The sequence below is a fragment of the Streptomyces corchorusii genome, assembly GCF_001514055.1.
GTDB classification, from domain to species: Bacteria; Actinomycetota; Actinomycetes; order Streptomycetales; family Streptomycetaceae; genus Streptomyces; species Streptomyces olivaceoviridis.
In genome coordinates this window covers 127,107-148,388 of record NZ_KQ948368.1, presented here as the reverse complement: position 1 = coordinate 148,388, position 21,282 = coordinate 127,107, and the positions used below count along the sequence as shown (strand labels likewise).

At 70.1% G+C, this 21,282-nt stretch carries 16 protein-coding genes; 9 read left to right on the top strand and 7 right to left on the bottom strand.

Features of this window, described 5'->3' with window-relative positions:
• Nucleotides 1–256: 256 nt before the first annotated feature.
• On the bottom strand, nt 257–1,360 hold the full coding sequence (locus tag AQJ11_RS36135; RefSeq protein WP_059266149.1) for a DUF4037 domain-containing protein: 1,104 nt from the start codon (nt 1,358–1,360) through the stop codon (nt 257–259).
• A gap of 221 nt (nt 1,361–1,581) precedes the next feature.
• Here AQJ11_RS36135 and AQJ11_RS36130 point away from each other — a divergent pair, with 221 nt between their 5' ends.
• From AQJ11_RS36130 to AQJ11_RS36115, 4 genes are all read left to right on the top strand, one after another.
• Complete coding sequence (locus tag AQJ11_RS36130; RefSeq protein WP_059266095.1) at nt 1,582–2,223, top strand: DUF6518 family protein; 642 nt, start codon at nt 1,582–1,584, stop codon at nt 2,221–2,223.
• A gap of 518 nt (nt 2,224–2,741) precedes the next feature.
• Nucleotides 2,742–3,050: a GNAT family N-acetyltransferase gene (locus tag AQJ11_RS36125; protein ID WP_014669635.1), complete on the top strand. Its 309-nt coding sequence runs from the start codon at nt 2,742–2,744 to the stop codon at nt 3,048–3,050.
• 31 nt (nt 3,051–3,081) lie between these two features.
• Complete coding sequence (locus tag AQJ11_RS36120; RefSeq protein WP_059266148.1) at nt 3,082–3,492, top strand: (4Fe-4S)-binding protein; 411 nt, start codon at nt 3,082–3,084, stop codon at nt 3,490–3,492.
• 195 nt (nt 3,493–3,687) lie between these two features.
• On the top strand, nt 3,688–4,638 hold the full coding sequence (locus AQJ11_RS36115; protein ID WP_014669637.1) for an NmrA/HSCARG family protein: 951 nt from the start codon (nt 3,688–3,690) through the stop codon (nt 4,636–4,638).
• 59 nt (nt 4,639–4,697) lie between these two features.
• Here AQJ11_RS36115 and AQJ11_RS36110 read toward each other — a convergent pair whose 3' ends face one another.
• The 4 genes from AQJ11_RS36110 to AQJ11_RS36095 all read right to left on the bottom strand — a co-directional run bounded on the left by AQJ11_RS36110 (nt 4,698) and on the right by AQJ11_RS36095 (nt 10,176).
• Nucleotides 4,698–6,032: an MDR family MFS transporter gene (locus AQJ11_RS36110; protein WP_059266094.1), complete on the bottom strand. Its 1,335-nt coding sequence runs from the start codon at nt 6,030–6,032 to the stop codon at nt 4,698–4,700.
• A 53-nt stretch (nt 6,033–6,085) separates the two neighbouring features.
• Nucleotides 6,086–7,351, bottom strand: coding sequence for a B12-binding domain-containing radical SAM protein (locus AQJ11_RS36105; protein WP_014669639.1), 1,266 nt, complete (start codon nt 7,349–7,351; stop codon nt 6,086–6,088).
• Between the two features lie 73 nt (nt 7,352–7,424).
• Complete coding sequence (locus tag AQJ11_RS36100) at nt 7,425–8,525, bottom strand: Gfo/Idh/MocA family oxidoreductase (protein WP_059266093.1); 1,101 nt, start codon at nt 8,523–8,525, stop codon at nt 7,425–7,427.
• Nucleotides 8,515–10,176, bottom strand: coding sequence for a Rossmann-fold NAD(P)-binding domain-containing protein (locus AQJ11_RS36095; protein ID WP_059266092.1), 1,662 nt, complete (start codon nt 10,174–10,176; stop codon nt 8,515–8,517). Before AQJ11_RS36095 ends, AQJ11_RS36100 begins: the two co-directional genes overlap by 11 nt.
• 528 nt (nt 10,177–10,704) lie before the next feature.
• On the opposite strand from AQJ11_RS36095, the gene AQJ11_RS36090 reads away from it, so the two are divergent.
• From AQJ11_RS36090 to AQJ11_RS36080, 3 genes are all read left to right on the top strand, one after another.
• A complete protein-coding gene (locus AQJ11_RS36090; RefSeq protein ID WP_059266091.1) occupies nt 10,705–12,066 on the top strand; it encodes a phenylacetate--CoA ligase family protein in 1,362 nt (453 codons plus the stop codon).
• A gap of 46 nt (nt 12,067–12,112) precedes the next feature.
• The gene (locus tag AQJ11_RS36085) at nt 12,113–13,204 is read left to right on the top strand and encodes a methyltransferase (RefSeq protein ID WP_059266090.1); all 1,092 of its coding nucleotides are present in this window, start codon (nt 12,113–12,115) and stop codon (nt 13,202–13,204) included.
• Nucleotides 13,205–13,317: 113 nt separating this feature from the next.
• Nucleotides 13,318–14,268, top strand: a complete 951-nt coding sequence (locus tag AQJ11_RS36080; RefSeq protein ID WP_059266089.1) for a JmjC domain-containing protein — start codon at nt 13,318–13,320, stop codon at nt 14,266–14,268.
• A 437-nt stretch (nt 14,269–14,705) separates the two neighbouring features.
• Here the strand turns inward: AQJ11_RS36080 and AQJ11_RS36075 are convergent, their stop codons facing one another.
• Both AQJ11_RS36075 and AQJ11_RS47195 read right to left on the bottom strand, forming a co-directional pair.
• Nucleotides 14,706–17,189 carry a helix-turn-helix transcriptional regulator gene (locus AQJ11_RS36075; protein WP_244218531.1) on the bottom strand — a complete coding sequence of 828 codons (2,484 nt, stop codon included), beginning with the start codon at nt 17,187–17,189 and terminating at the stop codon, nt 14,706–14,708.
• Between the two features lie 235 nt (nt 17,190–17,424).
• Nucleotides 17,425–18,207 (bottom strand): phosphatase PAP2 family protein, encoded by a 783-nt coding sequence (locus AQJ11_RS47195; protein ID WP_244218530.1) that lies wholly within the window; start codon nt 18,205–18,207, stop codon nt 17,425–17,427.
• A gap of 923 nt (nt 18,208–19,130) precedes the next feature.
• Between AQJ11_RS47195 and AQJ11_RS36065 the strand changes: the two genes are divergently transcribed.
• Together AQJ11_RS36065 and AQJ11_RS36060 are read left to right on the top strand one after the other, a co-directional pair.
• On the top strand, nt 19,131–19,793 hold the full coding sequence (locus AQJ11_RS36065; RefSeq protein ID WP_244218529.1) for a TetR/AcrR family transcriptional regulator: 663 nt from the start codon (nt 19,131–19,133) through the stop codon (nt 19,791–19,793).
• A gap of 496 nt (nt 19,794–20,289) precedes the next feature.
• A complete protein-coding gene (locus AQJ11_RS36060; protein ID WP_059266087.1) occupies nt 20,290–21,192 on the top strand; it encodes an NADP-dependent oxidoreductase in 903 nt (300 codons plus the stop codon).
• Nucleotides 21,193–21,282: the final 90 nt, after the last annotated feature.

The following is a 21,282-nucleotide window of genomic DNA, read 5'->3' as shown; positions in this document are numbered from 1 at the left end:
GGTGGACCTCCGTCAGCGCATCCCCCACAGGTGCGTGGAGGCTTGCCGACCAGACTCGACGGCTGGGCCCGAAATGGCTGCGGCCAATCTCCCTTTCACGGCGCGGTCGCGTCCTCACGCAGCATCTCGTCGATCCACGGCTTGGCCGGGTCCAAGGACCGTCGCCCGGGGAGCCGGTTTCTTACATGACCGTGATCGACGCACAAACTCTGCCGTCGTCGGACGGAGCAGCGCGTTCACGCAGCCCTGCCGCCTCTCATTTGAGAGCGTGTGCTGCGGCCTGAACGGCTTGGGGCTGGTTGAGCAGATCAGTGCTGTCTGCCCACTGGTCCACGCTCCCCACGAGCGCCGACGTCCGAAGGTCCCGGTCCGTGACCGTCTCCGCAAGCGCCTGCGCGAAACGCTCAGCGCGCAGAACCTGGAACGGGCGCGAGTGGTAGGGCCGCCGCTTCGGGTCCACGGGTGTGTGGAGCCCCGATGCGTTCTGAAGAGCCGCCACCCTCTCATAGGCATCGCACAGATGTGCCTCGCGGGTTCGGTAGTCCGTCGCGGCCAGCGCGCCACGAAGAGCCGGCTTGAGCGACTTCGCCGCAGGGAGCTGGCCGAAGGCACTGCCAAGCCACTTGCTGTAGGGGGCGTAACGGCGCTCCAGTAACAGGCAGAGGCGCATCAGATCACGGACCAGGCGTGCGGCCACGACGGCTGAACCGATGTGGTCGCCGACTTCCGCGCAGCGGCCCACGAACGCTTCTTCCTGTGAGATGCGCTGCCACTGGCAAGCCAGTAGATACCGCCATACCTGATCCGGGTACCACGTCAGCCGCCGTCGGACGTTGGTGAGAGTGCCGAGCCCGTCATGGAACACCGCTCCACCGGTGGTCTCCGCAAGCCGCTGCTGTGGCACCGCCAGCCACTCACGCGTGGTCAGTTCGGCACCGGCCGAAGACACTCCGAGCTGTTCGGTCAGCCATCCGTCCACGTCGTGCACGGCTACGCGATGGTTTACCGGGCCGTCGGTCACCTGCATACGCCCGACCGGATCCAGCGGATCGTCGCTCTCCTCGAAGTGAGTGGGCCAGCCCCGAATTTCCTTCGGCAGCCTCTCGGCCATGATGCGGCGGACTGCGGCACCGTGCTGCGCCTGGTCCTCGGCTGTCAGGAAGATCTCCAGCCGCGGGCCCCACTCGTGATCGGCCGACCGCGGTGTGTCGAAGCCCAGCACCTCGGAGCCGCTACCGATCCGGGCAGCCGCGTAGCGCAGCCCGGGAAACGCATCCCGAAGGATCGGTTCCACCGCCTCCACGTACAAGACCTCAGACAACTCGATGCCAGGCATGAACTGGCCCCCGGAGATCGTCATGGCCCAACTGTGCTGGACCTGCTCACCCCGAGGCCACCGGTTATCTGCCTTGACAGTGGATCCCAAAGCGATCTCTGCCATTAGGGCGATCTGGCCCGGCGGCCCTCCCTGCCGCTCCTCGACCGGGGTCAGCCATCGAGGTGATTCCGTCATGAGTCCACGATATGAGAAAGTTGACGTGTCAGCCACATGTATCTATACACCGTGTGTATAGTGCGGGCATGGCTACCGGAACAGCGTCCCGCTACGACACCCCCGCCATCGTCCTCACCGCGACCGCGGCCTTCGGGCTGGTGCTCGGCTGGGCGACGTACGCTCTGCACGGGACGACACCCCTGCTGGAACGGGCGACCAACTCGATATCCACCTGGATCATCTGGACTGCCGTGGCCGGCGCACTGATTCGTGTCCGGCGACTCGCCGCCTGGGGCGGGGGCTTGATGATGCTCGCCACCTGCGGGAGCTACTACGCGGCGTCCACGCTCGGCAACACGTTCGGGGCCGGAGGGCTCGGAACCGCCGCCGTGTGGTCGGTGGCGGGGCTGGTCGGAGGGCCGCTGCTGGGTTGGGCCGGGTGGACGGTACGGCGCGGGCGGGGGGACCTGCGAGCGGTGGCCGGGGCGGTCATCGCGATGGTGGTGCTGGGGGAGGGGGCCTGGCTGGGTCTGACGCTGCACTACTGGGGAGAGGCGGCCGTCTTCCTGATCGTCGGCGCACTGCTCACCGCTCTCCTGACCGTCTGTCTGGCGCGTGCCGGGGTGCGCCGCTACTGGCTGTGCACCGTGCTCGCCCCCGTCGGCGGTCTCGCCTTCTACCTCGCGGAGAAGGGCATCCTCGACGGACCGCTGCTCGGATCGGTATGACTCCGTCGGCTCCGGCTCTGTTCACTTTCGTGTCGGCGTTGCCCAGGCTCCAGCGGTGTCGATCGGACGGGTGCCGCCGTCGTCGGACAGGTCATCCGTCCACGGTGAACTCCGGGCTGGCTGGAAGGGAGCGCCGAGGCAGTTGTCGCGCGCCGCAAGGGGGCGGTAGGTCTCGGTGACCGGGTGGCGCCGGACGCTGGGCACTTCGGTGGCGCTGGTGGTGTTCTGCGTACACGACCAGCGAGGAGGAGCGCGGCCGGATCACCGTCTCTCCGCTGCTCGACGTCCCGCGTTCCACACCGGTCCGGCCTCCGCCAACGACGGTGTGCCGAGCCCGCCCGCGCAGGCGCGCTGCGCAGGGGCTCCCGTCGCATCGCCGCCGACACGCGAGCGGACTCCGGCCATAGTTGACACGTCAATACTCGCTCATTAGCTTCGTCGAAGCGTCAACAAGCGTCAACAAGCGCCACGAACTCGCACTCGCGTCTGGCGAATCAACCGGGCACCAAGGAGAACAAGTGACAGTCACAGTCGTCGACGCACCCGAGGCGCGCCGCTACGAGGCGCGGTTGGACGAAGGGCCCGAGGTCGCCGGGTTCGCGGAGTACATCCGTACGGCGGAGCTGATCGCGTTCGTCCACACGGAGGTGTCACCGGCCCACGAGGGTCTTGGGATCGGCTCCGCACTCGTCCGGGCCTCTCTCGACGAAGCCCGCGCCGCCGGGCTGCGGGTCCTCGCCACCTGCCCCTTCTACGCGGGCTGGATCGACCGGCACCCCGAGTACGCTGACCTGCTGTACCAGAACCGGAGCAAGGTCAGTGACTGAGCGTCCGGCCGAGCCGGCTCAGGTGACCGACGTGAACACCACGCCGCAGAAGAAGGCTTACGAGACGCAGGACATCACCGTCACGTACGAGGCGAGGCGCTGTCTCCACGCCGCCGAGTGCGTCAGGGGACTGCCCGAGGTCTTCGACGTGAACCGGCGCCCCTGGATCAGGTTGGATGGCGCTCCTGCCGGCCGCGTGGCCGAAGTGGTGCGCCGCTGCCCGACAGGAGCGCTCCAGTACGCGCTGGCGGACACCGGAGCGGAAAGCCCGGACCGGCCCACCCGGATCACCCGCACCCCCGCCGGGCAGCTCATCGTGCGCGGTGAGCTGACCCTGGACACCGACGAGGGGCAGCGCGCCGAAACCAGGGCCGTGCTGTGCGGCTGCGCGCGCAGCCGCCGGCAGCCGTACTGTGACCACTCAGGCCCTTGCGGTCAGTGACGCCGACGGCGAACCCGCGCCGAGATCGTTCGGCCCTGCGAGCACCCTGAAATCGAAGTACCCACCACGGTCAGGGGCGTGTCGTGCCGAACGTGCGACTGAGTGGCCTGATCTGTCGCATGTTGGTTGACGCGTCAAGTTTCTACTCCCTAGCGTGGCTGAAGCGTCAACTATCAACCTGACAGGGGCAGTTCCATGAACGAGAAGAAGGTCATCGCCGTCACCGGAGCAACGGGTGCCCAGGGCGGTGGTACGGCCCGCGCGATCCTCGCCGACCCGGAGTCGGGCTTCGCGGTCCGCGCGATCACCCGGAACCCGGACTCGCCCGCCGCCAGGGAACTGGCGGAGCTCGGTGCCGAGGTGGTCCGGGCGGACTTCGACGACGAACCGAGCGTGCGCAAGGCGTTCGAGGGTGCCTACGGCGCCTTCCTCGTCACCAACTTCTGGGCACACATGTCCGCGGCGAAGGAGATCGAGGAGACCCAGGTTCTGGTCCGGTCCGCCAAGGCCGCGGGGCTGCGTCATGTGATCTGGTCGACGCTGGAGGACACCCGCGAGCTCCTGCCCCTGGAGGACGGCCGGATGCCCGTCCTCCAGGAGAAGTACAACGTGCCCCACTTCGACGCCAAAGGTGAGGGCAACCAGCTCTTCAGGGCGGCCGGGGTGCCGACGACCTTCTTGAACACCACCTTCTTCTTCCAGGGCTTCCTCCAGGGTTTCGGCCCCAAGCGCGGTGAGGACGGCGTGCTGACGCTCACCCTGCCGCTGGAGGACGGCAAGCTCCTGGCCGGGGTGGATGTGGCGGACATCGGCCGGACGGCTTTCGCCATCCTCAAGGGAGGCGAACAGTACATCGGTCAGACCATCAGCCTGGCCGGCGACCACCTGACCGGTGCGCAGTACGCAGAGAAACTGGGGGCCGTGCTCGGCGAGCCGGTGCGCTTCCAGTCCGTGCCCTACGACGTCTTCCGGTCCCTCGACATTCCGGCTGCCGCCGAGATCGCCAACATGTTCCAGTACTACGGCGACTTCGACCAGGAGTTCACCGGCGCCCGCGACCTGAACCGGCTGCGGGAGCTGAACCCGGAGCTCAAGAGCTTCGACTCCTGGCTGGCCGAGAACGCCTCGAAGTTCTCGGTGAACTGACGCAAAGGCGCGGCCGTGGTACCCGACCGGGCCCCGCTCACCGCGGGGCGCGGTCGGGGTCACCGCGGGGCCCGCCAGGGCCACCGCGCCCTGCCGCGGCGGGCCCCGCCGGGAGCTGGTCGCGCTTCCTCCGCCGGCATGCCGCTGATACGGCGCTGGAGCAGGTGGTAGCCCACCCCGACACACGTGCCACAGGCCGCGGTCACCGTCCACAGGACGGCGGGGGCGAAGTGCTCCAGGGTCCAGCCGCTGACTAATGGGGCGGACAGGGAGGCGAGTGCGAAGGACAAGTTGTTGACTCCCTGGTAGTGTCCGCGGCCGTGCGTGGGCGACAGACGGATCACCAGGTCCACCTGGGCGGGTGAGCTGATGATCTCGCCGAGTGTCCAGACGCAGGTGGCGAGCAGGAGCGGTACGAGCGAGTCCGTGACGGAGTAGAGCCCGAAGCCGTATCCGGCCAACAGGGAGGCCCCGACCAGGGCCGGACCTGGTATCCACTTGCCGGTGAGGCGGGTCAGCGGGAGCTGGAGCACCACGACGAGCAGGCTGTTGAGGCCGATGACGAGACCGTAGACGCTGCTGTCGTGGCCCTGCCGCTGGAGCGCGAGGGGCAGTCCCACGTAGGCCAGTTGGAAGATCGTGGCAAGCAGCAGGTTGAGCGCGGCCAACGCCATGAACGGACGGTCCGCGAAAACCGTCCAGAGGGACACTCCGGCCCGGCCTGGAGGATCCGCGGCACGGGGAGGGAGGGGTTCCGGGGGCTCGGTCCCCCCGTCTGCTCCCCCTTCCCCGGGCCGGGACTCCGGCAGTTTGGCGAGGACCAGCGCGGTGCAGAGCACCATGGCCGCGGCCTGCGCGTAGAAGAGGTAGGCGTAGTTGTGGCGGGCGACGGCGCCCGCGGCGGTCGAGGAGACGCCGAGGCCGATGTTGGTGGCCCAGTAGTTGAGTGTGTACGCCCTGACCCGGTCCCGCTGGGGCACGATGTCGATCATCATCGCCTGTGTGGCAGGGCGGGCGGCGTTGACGAAGAAGCCGCACAGGCACGCGCACACGGCGACGGTGGCGGTGTCCCGGACCAGCGCCAGGCATACCACCGCCACCGACGTGGACGCCTGGGAGACCACGATGGTGGGGCGACGCCCCACCCGGTCGGTCAGCACTCCCGCGACGACGGAGGCGACCGTGCCACCGAGGCCGTACAAGGCTCCGACGAAGCCGGCGAAGGCGGCGGAGTGGCCGAGGTCCGTGGTGACGTACAGCGCGAGGAAGGCGGCGACGAAGGATCCCAGCCGATTGATCAGGTTGCTCGTCCACAGCCACCAGTAGGCGCTCGGCAACCCGTGGAAGCTGTGCCGCAGGGCACGCCCGAGGCGGCCGGTGGCGACGGTGGTCATGCGAGGTCCTCCATAAGCGTGCGCGGGCCCGGCCGCCGGACGGCTCCCTCCGCTCAGCCGGCCGCCATGGCGTTGCCCAGGTAGTTGGGCAGGCTCATCAGGCGTTCCCACTGGTCGTCCAGGTCGGCCGGATAGGCGCTGCGGTAGCGCCTCGTCACGTCCTCGACCTGGGTCCAGTGGGCGGGCGCGGAGCCGTCCGTGTACCGGGGGGCGAGGTCGTCGTAGAGACGGGTCCCGGGGCGCAGCACGAGTTGGTTGAGGCCGAAGAGCGCGGGGAGCCCGGCCGCCCAGTCCACGAGTCGGTCCCTCTGGCAGGCGGGGTCGTCGGGGAGGCCCAGGAGGATGAAGGCGAGCGGGGTGATGCCGGCGTCGGCGAGCTTCTGGATCGCGGCGGTCACCTTCTCCACGGAGACTCGCTTGCCGACCCCGGCGTCGGCGACGCCGGGCGACTCGGCGCCGAGCCACATGCCGGTGCACCCCGCCTCCGCCCAGCGCGTGACGTCGCTGCGCAGGACGACCTCGGCTCGGGTCTGGCCGGTCCAGCCGATGCCGAGTCCGGTCATCTCGCGGCACAGGTCGTCGTAGTAGGTGGGATGGAGGCCGAAAACGTAGTCGAGGAAGAAGAGGGAGTCCGTGCCGAGGTCCCGCAGTCGTGTGATCTCCCGCATGGTGCGCGAGACGGCACGCGGCCGCATCCGGGTGCCGAACGGCAAGTGGCAGAAGGTGCAGCCGTAACTGCACCCGCGTACGCCGAGTACGAGCCCGGCCGGACCCCGGTGCGCCCGGCCCTGGAGGACCACCTCGGCGGTGTAGTCACCGCTGTCGGTCAGATGGTAGGCGGGCAGGGGCCAGTGGTCCGTGTCGAGGTCCTCGTAGGTGCCCGCCATCGGGAGCACCGGGGTGAGGGCGCGGCCGGCGACGAAGTCGCGGACCGCCCTGACCGCCGCGGAGTCGTTCTCCCCGCGCGCGACGTGGTCGACGCCGAGGTCGCGCAGCGTGACGTCGGGGAGGTGTGTGCCGTGGGGGCCCACGGCGATGACCGGGGTGGCGGGCCAGAGGGACCGGAGTTCCCGCACCGCTTCCCGGCTGGGGGCTATGTCGAGGGGGTAGCACTGGGCACGGTCGGCCACGGCGGTGACCAGCACGGCGAGGTCGGGGGTCGTCTGGAGGGGTGGCACCGCGGTCAGCCGGCGGTCCCAGAGGCGGACGTCGAGGCCGTCCGCCTCCAGGACGGCCGCGGCGTTGAGGACGTCGACGGGTTGCTGGAGGAAGAGGCGCTGGAACTCGTCCTGCGGGACGACGAAGCAGACGGTGGTCATGGGATCTCCGGTGGTGGGCGTACGGTGTGGGGGCGCGGCTCCGCGCTTGCCTACGGTCGGCGGGGAGGGGCCGTCAGCCGGTGGAGGGCCCGACGGCATGCGGCAGCCGGCCGACGTGCAGGGCGTGCGAGCTGAGCAGTGCGATGCGGTGCAGGGTCCGCAGGTCGGGTGTGCTGACCGAGCCGTCCCGCAGAAGTGTGATGAGGCGGCGGAGCGCGTCACTCATCAGGAATTCGGTGACATGGCTGCGGTCGACCCGGCCGGCGGGGGTCCGCGCGGTGATGCGGTGGACGTTGCGCGGCAGCGGGCCGTCGGGCCCCTGGCCGACGGGTTCCAGCTCCGCGGTGACGTGGGCGCTCTCGCTCTCCACGCGCACGAGGCGCTGACGGCCGCCGTGGGCCAGTGGGAAGTCGGCCGTCCAGGCGGGCGCTCCCACGCCCGTACCAGCCGCGGCGGGATCCCCCACCACGGTGGAGAACAGTTCCACCTGGACGGGGCCGGCCCAGGTCTCCTCCAGGGCCGCGGAGATGACGAACTGCTCGTCGAACAGGCAGCGCAGCTCGCCGGAAGCGACAGGCCGTGCCAGATAGGAGCCGTAGCGGGCGGGTGGCAGCAGTCCGCCGAGGATGGCGAGCATGTGGTGCCACTCGTATCCGAAGACTCCGTGGTCGCGGTCGACGAACCGGCCCCGGCGGACGTCGAGGCGCCGGTCCTTGCTGAACGCCACGCGGATGCGGCGCACCGGTTCTCCGGGAGCCAGGGTCCGCAGTGTCTCCCTCACCCGGGCGATGACGGCCGAGTCGCGGTACTGGTCCATCACCGCGACCCGCAGCCGGGGGTGCGCCGCCAGAACCGCCTGCATCCGATCGATCTCGGCCGTCCGGCAGGCCGGCTTCTCCAGTAGCACCCGGGCCGCGGGATCGAGGGCGAGGATACGTGTGAGCGTGCGAAGATGGTCTTCGGTGGGCGTGCACACCAGCCACACGTCCACGGTGTCCGCTGGTACGTCCTCCACCGTCCGCCAGCCGCGCACTCCGTCCGGCAGCCAGACCGCGGTGTTCCGTTCGACCACGCTGACCCGGAATCCCAGACCGGTCAGCAGCCGCGTGTGCAGAGTACCGACCACGCCGTACCCCACGACGCACACGTGTACGGCGTCGAACTCACCGTTCACGGCGCGCCGCCGTCCGGTCGGCCGGAGCCGTGTCGGTGCCGGGGCCGTCCTCCAGGTAGAGGTCGTAGTAGGCATCCAGCAGGCCCGCGTGGCGTACGGCCTGGTTGACGGGCTCGACGTGCACCCCGGAGGCATAGGCGGCGTGGTTGCCGCACAGTTCACGGGCCGCGATCAGGGTGGCGGCCCGGTAGGCGTCGTAACCGCGGTTGGGTATGCCCTCGTACTCGAAGAGGTTGAGGGAGCGTCCGTCGCCGAGCATCAGCACGTGACGGCCACCGGGGAGGCTGTACCGCACCCCGAGCCCCGGCACCCGCTGTCCGGGGATACCCGCCCGGCCGGTGTGCAGCAGGCTGAAGTCCTTGGTGGCGAAGCCGGCCAGCAGGAGCCCGTCCGGCAGCAGAGCGAGGTCGTCCTCCTCCAGTACGGGTTCGCCCGCGCTGGAGACGATGAGGAAGGGGCTGCTGTCGCGCAGCGCCCGGGCCACCGTGCGCCGGGTGTCGAAGCCGTCCTCGGCGGCCTGGATGAGCATGAGCGGATCGCTGTCGACGACTGTCGGCCGGCAGCCGATCCCGCGCAACTGCCGGGCCAGCCGGGAACCCAGGACGCCGTACCCGGTGACCAGGACCCGGCGGCCGACGAATTTCTGGTTGGGGATGATCGCGCGGACGCGCCGCAGGCAGGAGTCGGCTATCTCGTTGTACGCGATGACGCCCTTCACTTCGGATCTGGCCATGTTGAACACGGGAAGTCCCACGGTCGGAGCGGCCGCGATGCGTTTGAGTCCGCTGACGGTCAGCTCCACCGCGGCGTCGACAGGTTCCGTCACCATGCGGCGACCTCCCGGACCCTGCGCCAGCAGCCCGCCGTCGTCGATGATGAGTACCCTCCGGCCGGCGCGGTGCGCGCGGCGGATGAAGTCGTCCACGTCCGCGGCGGTGCGGCGGGCCAGGTCCACTTCGGCGGGTGGGGACGTGCCGTCGATCACGGAGTTGTCGAGCACCGCGCTGCGGTAGCCGCGGTGGAGGAACCAGGCGTGCACCCGGCGGCGGTTCGCCGTGCGGTCGCCCTTGGCCAGTGCGTAGATCCACTGGCCGGGAACACCGGCTCGTTCCGCGGCCAGCAGGAAGCCGACACTGTTCTCCACGTAGTGGTCACGGAAGATCAGGGCCCAGTCGGAGAACGGCGAACCACCATCATCCTCCGCGTACCGCCGCAACAAGGGCATGGAGTTCCACAGGGCCTCGACCTCCGCCTCGGTGTAGACGGCGGCGTGGTTCTCCAGGACATCGAGAAGGGCGCTCGCACGGCCCATCCCGGGCGGCGGGGCCAGAACGGACGCCTGCCATCCTGCGGTTGGGGGGATCAGAGGTTCCAGCGTGCGGGCGGGTTCGTCGGAGAGGGGTCTGATCTCCACCCGGGCGAGGGTGTGGCCGATGGCGTCGCGCACGGCCAGCACCGCGGTGTCCTCATCCGGTGCCGGCCAGTCGACGACGACGCCGCGGTCCAGCCGCCGAGCGGCCCGTTCGGCGCACACGGCGGCATCGGCGACGGAGCCCACGCCCCGCACCGTCCCGACGAGCAGTGGGACGTCGGTGGCGTCAGCGTCCTGACCATGCGTCTGTTCGACTTCGGTGACGATCTCACCAGCCACTTGATCACTCCCTCCTCCACGCCCGGTCGTCCGCGTTCCACCGTGCGCGAGCAGGCGGAGACCTTCGGCCGGACCATGCGATGTGGGCGTCAGTCTGTGGGAGGAGGACGCACCGCGCATCCGTTGCGGAATCAGTCGTACCGCTCGTGTGGCGGCGACTGATGCGGCCCGGCCCACCCGTTGGAAATGACTGATCGGGCGACGGATGCTCACGGCTTCCGGATTCCCGCATGATCGATCCGTGGCCAGGACGGGTCAGGCACGCAGTCGGTGCCCGGCGTTCACACCCGCCGTCCTGCGCACCGCGTGCTCCAGCCGTGATCACCCGCCGTTGGCGGACGGCCGCAGCGCGCCCCGTGCCGGCAACGTCACCGAGCGGCCGGCCAGACCCCCGAAGGGAGGTGACGGACATGTCGGAGATCAAGGAGATCAACACGCTGGGCGACATCTGATCGCCGCAGTCCGGGGGCGGTGCCGTACACCGGCACCGCCCCCGCACCACCAGTTCCTGGAGGAAGGACCGACCTCATGGGACCGACCCAGCAATTCACCCCGGACCAACTGCGTGAGAGATACCGGACGGTCCTTGAGGAGAACACGTACCAGGGCATCCTCTTCCCCCGTATCCACGAGGAGTACGAACGCTCCCGGACCGTCGGCTTCACGGCGGACGGCCTTGACGCCTTCCGCCGCTCGCGCCTCGCCGAGGCCCTGCGGCACGCGGGCCAACGGGTGCCCCGTTACCGTCCTCTGATCCCCGCGGACGCGGGGGCCGACCCGCTCGGCGCGCTGCGCTCCCTTCCGCTCCTGGACAAGGACACCGTCCGGGAGGACCCGGACAGCCTGCTCAGCGACGCCCTGGAACCGGACAGGTGCCGGGTCGCCTCGACATCCGGCACCTCCGGCATCCCGCTGCGCTTCGTCGTGGACGAGGACCACCTCGTGCACACGTACGCGGCACGCATACGGATGGCCGTACCCTTCACCGGGCAGCTCCACTTCAAACTGCTGATGCCCTTTCAGGGATGGTTGCAGGGTGGCTGGTTCGAGTACGTGGCCCCTGGCTTCGGGCTGGCCCGCATGGCGGAATTCGGCACGACCACGCCCCCGGGGCCGGACGACGTCGATCTGGCGGTGCGGGCAGCCGGCTTCGCCCCCGACATCGTCTTCGGTCATCCGTCGTCCTGCCTGCGCCTCGCGAGCGCGCTCGCCGCGGCGGACCGGTCCCTCACCCCGCGCGCGGTCATGACGTTCGGGGAACGGCTGCTGCCCGGTGCGCGCGAGACACTCGAACGGAGCTACGGCGCACCCGTCATGGACAGTTACGGCATGCGCGAGTTCGGCACCATCGCCGCCGAATGCGGCAAGGGCGGCTACCACGTCGAGGCGGAGCGCCTCTGGGTCGAGGTCGTCGACGCCGACGGCCGCCCGCTGCCCGACGGCGAGAGCGGCGAGATCGTCGTCAGCAACCTGGTCAACCGGGCCATGCCGCTGCTGCGTTACCGCACCGGCGACATCGGCGCCCTCGCCCCGGAGCCCTGCGGCTGCGGGCTTCCCCATCCGGCGCTCCGGCTGATCGAGGGCCGTGAGACCTCCGGTGTGACCCTGCCGAGCGGCCGGACCGTGTCCGGCGGCGAGTTCTCACGTCTCGTTCGCACGCGTCCCGTCGCGCGGTTCCAACTCGCCCTGTACGGCGATGACCTGCTCGAACTACGCGTGCAGTCGACGGGTCACGTCGCCCTCGACACGGTACGCCTGGCCGACGACCTCACCTTGCTCATCGGCGGCGAACTTCCCGTGCGCGTGCGCGAGGTGCGCGCCGGTGAATTCGCCGGCAGCGGCTCGCGCAAGCACGTGGACATCGTACGGCTGCCGGCCGACGAGGTGTGAGCCCGCAGTCATCCCGCATCACCCGCCCCACATGTGAGGAGAGGACATGGAACGACAAGGCACCGCCGGGCAGTCACCGCACGAGATCATCAAGGTCGCCACGGCGTTCTGGACGTCGAAGGTCGTGCTGAGCGCCGTGGAGCTGGGCGTGTTCGCGGAAGTCGCCAAGAACCCGTCCACCGTCGAGGAGTTGTGCGCCGCGCTGTCTCTGAAGGGGCGCGGCGCACGCGACTTCTTCGACATCCTGGTCTCCGTGGGCCTTCTCGAACGGGAGGACGGCGTCTACCGGACCTCCCCGCTGTCGGCGGCCTACCTGAACCCGGACGACCCGGTCCATGACATCTCCGGATACCTGCTCTATCTGAACTCCGTCTATCCGTCCCGCACCCTGCTGAGCGACTGCCTGCGCACGGGCGAACGCCTCAACTACGACCACGCCCTGGCGGCGGCCGCGACGGGACGGGCCGCGGGCACCGCTCCCGGCGCGCGCATGATGCCGGTCAGCGCCGACGACGACACGTTCGGCGAAGCGTTCGCCACGCCCGACCAGGTCACCGGCTTCGTCCGCTCCATGACCGGGTACAGCATGGGCGCCCACCTGGCACTCACAAGCGCGTTCGACTGGTCAGGGGTGCGCGAGGTGGTCGATGTGGGCTGCTCGGAGGGCGCGTTCCTGGCCCACATGCTTCGCGCGCACCCCCACCTGCGGGGCGTCGGCTTCGACCTGCCCCAGGTCGGTGACCGGTTCTCCGCCTACGTGGAGACCGCCGGCGTCCAGGACCGGGCACACCTGGTCACCGGTAACTTCTTCTCGGACCCGCTTCCCACGGGGGACGTCATCGTCATGGGCCACGTGCTGCACGACTGGGACCTGGTCACCAAGCAGATGCTGATCCACAAGGCGTACGACGCGCTGCCGTCGGGGGGCCGGCTGCTGGTGTACGAATCGCTCATCGACGACGAACGCCGCGTCAACACCACGGGCATGGTCATGAGCCTCAACGTCTCGCTGGTGTCGGTCGGCGGGCTGGGGTACACCGGCGCCGAATGCACGTCCTGGATGACCGACGCCGGCTTCCGCGAGACGTCGGTGTCCCACCTCGACGGACCGGAGTACATGGTCGTCGGCGTGAAGTGACGGGTGGAGAACGAAAGCCGGCGGCGCGTCTCCCGACCCGCCTCGCCCCGAACCTGCCGGGACCCGGCCGGAGGGGCGCCGCCCGCGCCCAAGGAACCGGAAGAAGGGAAACGATGGGCACACCGATACTCGACCAGTGGGTAGGCGACCCGCAGGAGTTCTTCTCCGCCTACTGGGAAACCCGGCCCGGCGTGTTCCGGCCGCCCTCGGGCACCCCCAGCCCCTTCACACTCGCGGATGTCGACACGGTGCTGGCGACCGGTCTGTTCCGGGAGCCGTACTTCGAGATGTGGGAGGAGGGACCGATCCCGCTCGGCTCCTACACCACCACGCGGCACATCTCCCGGGCGGCTCCCGCCGGTTTCGCCGACGGCGGCAGGATCAGGTCCCTCCTGGAGAAGGGCGCCACTTTGCTGCTGCGCTCCGTCGACCACTGGCACGGGCCCACACGCGAGGTGCTCGCCGCGCTCGCCGGAGAACTGGGCCGAGGGGTGGAGGCGTTCTTCTTCGTCACCCCTCCGGGCCACCAGGGACTGCCGCTGCACCGAGACGACGCGGACGTGCTGGTGCTCCAAGTCGCCGGGCGGAAGGACTGGCGCATCCATGCGAAGCCGGACAGCGCGGACTGGCGTGCCGGCCCGGTGGACCCGTCGGCGGGCCCGGAGCCCGCGGAGATCCTGCGGACCACGCTCGACGCCGGCGAGGTGCTCTACGTGCCGCGCGGTTTCGCGCACAGCGCCACGGGCGAACGAGGGCTGTCCGCCCACTTGTCGGTCACGGTGCGCGACATCGGCACGGCGGATCTGGGGGCCACGCTCCACGGTCTTCTCACGGAGGGTCTCCCCGCCGAGCGCCCGCTCGGACACGAGGCGATCACCGGCGCGGCGGAGCGGCTGCTCCAGGACGCGCGCGACCGCCTCATGAGGCTGTCCGCCGCCGACCTCGTCGGCATGGCCCGGCGGCAGGCCGTCGCCCGCATGCCCGGCCGTCCCGACCCGGCTGATCTGGAGGATCTCGCCACGGCATGGAACGCGACGGCCGGGACCGGTCCTGTGACGTCCTGAAGTCGACGGTGGCGATGGCGGTGGCGATGGCGGTGGCCGGGGTCGTGGGCGCGATCCCTTCGCTGCCGGACGGGTGTGGAGGTCGTTGTCGGCGACGACCCGGCCGGTCAGCACCGGCCTGATCATCCTCACCGGAACTCCGCTGAGTGCTTCCGCCGCCTGCTCGAACCAGGCGACGGTCAAGCCGGCTCCGACCGCGGTCTACCCGAGGGCCTCGGTGAAGCGTGACCGACGGAGGACGCCGACTCGTACCCGGTCGCCGTAGGTCTTCCCGGCGGGGAGAACCTACGACCCCGTGCGGCGGGTCCGTGGGTTCGCTCGTCGCGTCCGGCGGATCCCTCGGCGAGCAGGACGCGGACTTCCGCCGGGACCCGGCGTCGGGCCTCGGCGCCGGGGGTGCCCGGCTGGGCTCGGCGGAAAGAACCGGCACTCGCCCGTCAGCCGGGGTCCTCAAGCGCTGTGCCGACGCTCGGCACCACTTCTCCGATCTGGCGGCGCGAACGGATGTCGAGCTTCGGAAATGCCTTGTAGAGGTGGTATCCGACGGTGCGTGGGCTGATGAACAGGGCCCGGGCGATCTGCCGGTTGGTCAGTCCCTGCCCTGCCAACCGCACCACCTGCCGCTCCTGCGCCGTGAGTGCGTCCCAGCCCTCCTCCTCCGCCGTCGAACGTACCGTGCAGGCGTCGAGTTCCCGCTGGGCACGGCCGGACCACAGGGGGGCACCGACGAGTCGGAAGGTTCCGACAGCGGCGAGCAGTTCCTCGCGGGCAGACTGTGTCCGCCGGGCTCTCCTGAGCCTTTCGCCGAACAGGAGCCGTGTGCGGGCCCGCTCGAAGTCGTTGGGATGAGCGATCGCCAACACCTGGTGGAACTTGCGCTCCATGGTGTCGGCGTTCTCCTCCAGCAACGCCTCGCAACGCAACATGAGCACTTCGGTCCCGCCGGCGCGCGCCTGGGGCCTGCGCCGTCTCCACACGTCCAGCATCTCCCTTGCCCGGGGCATCTCGAACGCGCGGTAGGCGGCCTCTATCAGATCGGACACGGCCAGCGAGCCGCGACCGCCCAGAATCGTCTCTCCCGTGCCGGCGGGGGGCAACGGCAGCAGTCCGGGCGCCTCCTCCGGTCTGCCCTGGCTCAGTGCGGCGAACACCAGGGCGCCCTGGGCCGCCAGGCGGGCGGAGTCCGTCACGTGCACGGCCGATTCCGCCAGGCACGCCTCGGCTTCGGCTCGGCAGGCCGCCACGTCACCGCGAACCGCGTGCAGCCAGGCGCTGAGGCTCCGCAGGTGGCCGGTGAGGACATCCTGCCGGGTCCGCTCTGCGCTCGAAAGACCCAGGCGGAGGTGGTCCGTGGCGTGTTCCCAGCGTCCCAGCCAGGTCTCCAGGCAGGCAGCCCAGTAGGCGGCCACCGGAACGGACCCCCACTCGCCGTCCTTCACGGCACGTCGCAAGAGCCCGACGTAGAAGGCCAGGAGGCGCCCGGAGGCGTCCACCGGTCCGGACTCCGGCAGCATCGGGAAGCCGGGCAGGGGCATACTCGCCGCTCTCCCTCGGGCCGCGGACACCGCCCCCGTCGAGTCCTCGGCCCCTTCTGCGTCGGCCCGGCCGACCGCCTCCCACGGACCGGCCAGTACACGCAGGGCCACGGGGCCACCGGTCGGCTCCGGAGGCGGCGGTGCGTCCCAGGTAGCCATCAGCCTCGCGCGGGCGCCGTGCACCTCCTCCAGGGCACACGGGTCTCCTGCGAGCCATGCGGCCGCCGCCGCCATGTTCAGCGTGTCGATCGCGAAGGCGGGATCGTCGGCGTCGGGCATCCGTGCCGCCGCCAGCAGTTGCTCGACCGCCGCGGTCGGCGAGCGGGTCACGAGGGTGTCGATGGCCCGGAGTCTGGCGTAACGATTCCGCATGCCCGCCTCGCCCACCGTGCGGGTCTCGTCCACCAGTTCGGCCAGACGATCGAGGTCCCCCTGGGCGAAGGCGTGTTCCGCCGCTACGAAGGGGAGGACGGCCCGTGGGGGACGACGTCCTGCCGCCGCAGGGACGAGGACCCGGTCCGACAGCCCGGTGCCGAGGATGTGGTGGCGCACGACAGCCGGACGAGGCTCATGGCCGTCAGCGGCGTCCGGCCGGGTACGGACGCGGCACGCACCCGGGGCAGGCCCCTGGGGGACGACCAGATCGGCCGGCGGTTCCGCAGTGTCCACACCGCCCGGAACGATGCCGGCCGGCGACGCCGGGGCGCGGCGCCCGGCAGGCAGCGGCTCACGTCCGGAGAGCCGCACGGACGTCAAGACTCTCGAAGCGTCACGCAGTAGAAGGGGAATTCCGCCGGATTCCTCGACGACTCGGTTCCTCGTCTCCGGCGAGCTGGAGGGCGCCAGCCATTCGAGGAAAGCCAGACTCTCGACCTGGCTGAGCGGCCCCAGGACCAGTCTCTCGCCTTCGATTTTCCCCGAGGCCCTCCTCCCCGCGTCGGTTCCGGCACACACCAGGCAGATCGGGGCCCCGTCGATCCGCCGGGAGAAGAAGGAGATGACTCCGGCCGATTCCCTGTCGAGCGAGTCCACGTCGTCCACGAGCACCATCAGAGGGCGTTTCCGCGCCGCCGCTTGCAGCGCCCCTGTCACCGCCATACGGACGAAGAACGGATCGGTGGAGCCTTCTTCGAGCCCGAGGACGACGCGCAGCGCCAGCCGCTGCGGTCTCGGCAGCCCTTGGACGCTGTCCCGTACCGGGGCCAGCAGCCGCTCCACAGCGGCGAAGGGCAAGCCCGACTCATCGGGATGACCTGTCACCCGTAATAACCGGAACGACGGTGCGTGCATCTGTGCGACGGCGTCCAGGAGAGCGCTTTTCCCGATCCCGTGCCGTCCACCGAGGAATACAGCCTTACCTCTCCCACGCAGTGCGGCCTCCGCCATGGACGAAAGAACGTGCAATTCTCCGGTGCGACCGAAAAGCACAGCACTGATCCCTTCGGGTAACGTGCGTGACGGTTCGTGATCTCGTACCTGAGCAGCGAAGGCCCACGTCGCCACGCGGGCTCACCCCTGCGACGAGCGGGCTCTGGCTGGGCACCGCCGAGCCTGCGATCCGTGCCTCCGCTGTGACGATGCCCCTCTTCGGCCGATCGCCGACGAACGACGGGCAACGATGTCAGGTCGCGGACCGAGGTGCGGTCCGATGGGGCGAACCGACGAGGAGGCGGCCCGGCCCTCTGCGCAAGTAGTCGACGGCCGTCGTCCCGTAGCGGCGGCCGGCGAGAGTGACCGGCATCCCGATGAGGATGCCGAGAAGGGCGCCGGCCAGGACGTCGTGCGGGTAGTGGGCTCCGACATAGACGCGGGAAAAGGCCAGGGGGAGTGCGGCAAGCAGCGCCACTCCGCCCAGGCGTCGGTTGATGACCAGCAGGGCTGCCACAGCGGCGAACGAGACAACAGCGTGATTGCTCGGGAAGGAGTAGTCCTCCGCACCGGGACATGTCTCGATCACATATGCGTGGGCGAACACCCGGCATGGCCGCGTCTCGGCGACCGCATCCTTGATACCTGTGTTGACCAGCGAAGCTATAGGGGCGGATACGAAGCCGGCCATCGCACAGGCCATGGCCGCAGACGACGCGGCGCGGGCTCGCCACCATGTGAAAGCGAGCAGGGCTACGAAGACGAGGATGCCGTAGCTGCTCAGCCAAGCCATCGGGGTATGCAGCGCGGGTGTGTCCCGGGCGAAGTCGGTGATGTCGACGAACAGGCCGCCGTCGATCGCCGAGCCCGTAAGGGCAAGACTGGTGGAGTCCATGATGCGTTCCTCGGTCGGGATCTGGGGGTCGAGTGACGGAAGGCAGCGCCATGCCCGCACCCCGACTCCGATGAGGTGCCGGTTCGCCTCCGCCTTGGCGCCGAAACGCGGACTCGCGTACCAGCCCTGGAGCGTCGGCATGTGACGGGCGTCGATCGGAATGCGGTTCCGGGTGTCCTCCGGCGTCGAGAAGATGACGAGGAGAGTCCGGCGGGCCAGGCTGACGGGCTCTGTCCGAGGAGGCGTGGCGAGTCGGCGCGCGCGGTGAACGGGTTCTCGGCCATGACATGCCCTTTCGTCCCGGGGGGGAGCGCGCATGTCCTACCCGAGGGGAGCGCGCGTGGGGCTTACTCCAACATCTCGGTGATGTATCAACTATATGCGCAATGATCCCCACGCCGTCAACCGACCCTCTGCCTGCGCGCGGGGTCGCGGGTTCTGCGGGCGGGCCGAGGCGACGGCGGTGTCAGTCGGCGTCGAGCTCCTGGTACGAGGCGTTCGGGTGGGTGCGATCAGGTGGCAGGCGATGGCGGCCCGAGCCTGGGCATGACCCGGACGTTCGAAGACGCCCCAGTAGCGGGTGTCGACGAAGGTGTCGGCCGCGGCCGTGACCCCCGAGCCGGGGCAAGCCGCGGGTGAACAGGGCGGCGAGGGCGCCACGGTGGTGAGGGCTGACGACCAGCAGGTCCGCCTTGAACCGCGCGGCGGCCTCGGAGACTGCCTCCGCACCTGGGGACCAGGCTGCGTACCAGCTCGCCCCCCGCCTCCACCCCCATGCCGAGCAGCGCGGACAGGGCTTCGTCGAGTACGCCGCGCGCGGCTGCTTCGTCCTCGCGGGTGAGCCTGAGGCGGTTTCGAGGCCGCGGTCTCGTCGCGACCATGGGCAAGCGATCACGCCCTCAAACGTCGGTCGCGGAGAATCGAGCAACCCGGTCACCGGACTGCTTGAAGAGACTGGCACCGCCGGCCGCGACCAGGAGGAGCAGCGAGCCGGAGGGCCGCCTGGGCACCGCGCGAGAGCAGGTGTTTGACAATGTACTGAAGCGACTGCTTGAGTAAATTTCGTGGTGCGAGACGAAAAGGCGGATCTACGCCGCGCGGCCGGTCAGCGCACGCGGGACGCCCTGCTGATGGCCGCCCTGGAGCTGCTCGCGCAACGCGGGCAGGAGGGCGTGACACTCCGCGATATCACCGATCGCGTCGGGGCCAACGTCGCAGCGGTCAGTTACCACTTCGGGTCGCTCAAGTCGCTGTGCGACTCCGCGATCGAGTACGCGCTGGAACGCTATCTGGACGAGCAGATCCAGGAGCTCGGCCTCCTTGACGACACCTCGACGCTGCAAGAGGTGGCGGCGGCGTTCGCCCGACCGATGACGCGCGCGCTGGCGGCCGGCGGAGAGCAGCTGGCCGTGATGCGGACCGTGGCGCGCGTCGGGATCGATCCACCCCAGGGCTGGCAGCGGCTGACCGACAAGTTCGACCGGAGCCGCCGAGACGCCCTCAGGGTGCTGACGGCCAATCTACCCGGCGCCGACGAGAAGGAGTTGATCTTCCGCACGCGGTGCGCGGCCGGCATGCTGAACTGGCTCGCACTGGCGCCCATCGGTACCGAGCTGGCCGCCATGTCCGTCGAAGAGATCGGGCGGCAGCTGATCCCCGTGGTGGCCGGGGCGTTCCACGGCTACCCACAGCCCGCCTCTGGCCAAGCACACGATCCGCATCAGTGAGTCCTGCGACGGAACCCACGTCCATGATGCAGCCGCCGACCAGGCGGCGGTCTCTGGAACCGACGCACCGCCGCTGCGCTTGATCACAAGCATCGCGGCCACCGGCGCCGCGATGACCGACGCGGAGATGGCCGAACCGCTCCCTCACCCGCTCGCCGCCCGCGATCCTCGGCGTGCCGGGCACTTCCTTGACCACGGGGATCGTGGCGATGGCGCACCGTCGGGTGGGCCGCCGTACCGCCGCTTCGGTGACGGCGTCTGACGTGGTCCAAACCAGCCACGGTGATCGGGAGAGGGGTTGACACAGCGGCGGCTTGACCTCGTATGGTTGACGCATCAACTCTTCCCGAGGTGAGCAGCAATTCGGCGAAGAAGTCCGCCCGGCCAGATTCTGGTGCGGTAGGCACTCGCGGGGGTGAGACCGGCTGTGACGGTCGATTCATATTTGCGTGATGCGTCAACTACATTGGGCCCCGCGAAGCAAGGAGCGAGCACTGTGCCGAACGCCGTTGTGATGACCGGGTACGGACCACCGGACGTGCTGGAGTGGACGGCCGTTCCGCTCCCGGAGCCCGGGGAGGCTCAGGTGCGGATCCGGGTCAAGGCCGCGGGTGTGGGCCCGACCGACCTGGCGATCCGCGCAGGCCACCTGCGGTTCCCCCTGCCCGAGACTCCCGTTCTCGGGTACGAGGTGGCCGGCGTCGTCGACGCCGTGGGCCCCGGAGTGTCGGGGACCGAGGTCGGTGACGAGGTGGCCGCTCTCCTCTTCGACCGGGGCGGTTACGCCGAATACGCCGTGGCGTCGATCTGGACGCACAAGCCGGGCTCCGTCTCCTGGGCGGACGCGGCGGCGCTGCCGAGCTCCGTGGAGGCGGCGGCCGGCGTGCTCGGCCAGCTGCGGATCAAGGCAGGGGAGACGCTGCTGCTCCTCGGGGGCGGCGGCTCGGTCGGCGTGATCGCCACGCAGCTCGCGGTGGCCCAAGGGGTCCGGGTGATCAGCGCCGTAGGGCAGCGGGACGACGCACTGGCCGCGGAACTCGGCGCGCACCCCGTGCGGTACGGCTCCGGTCTCGTCGGGGCGGTGCGCGCACTCGGTCCTGTGGACGCCGTCTTCGACGCGGCGGGCAAGGGCGCCCTCGCCGACGCCGTCGCACTCGCGGGCGGGCCCGACCGGGTCATCACCCTGTCGGATCCCGCGGCAGCCGGTTTCGGCGTGGTCCTCTCGGAACCCACGACGGACCGTGCCCCCGGCGCCCTGGACGAAGGCATGGCCATGCTGGCCGAGAAGCGTCTCCGGCTGAAGGCACGCACGCTGATGCCCATGCGGAGTGCCGCCGAGGCGCACCGACGCCTGGAGAGCGGCGAGGTGCACGACCGCATCATCCTCACCCTCGACTGATCCCGGCGCGTTCGTGCCCCTCGGGCCGGCGTACCGACTCGCGTGAGCTGGTAGCCGACGTCGTCCGTGCCGGAAGGCGGACCCGCCGTC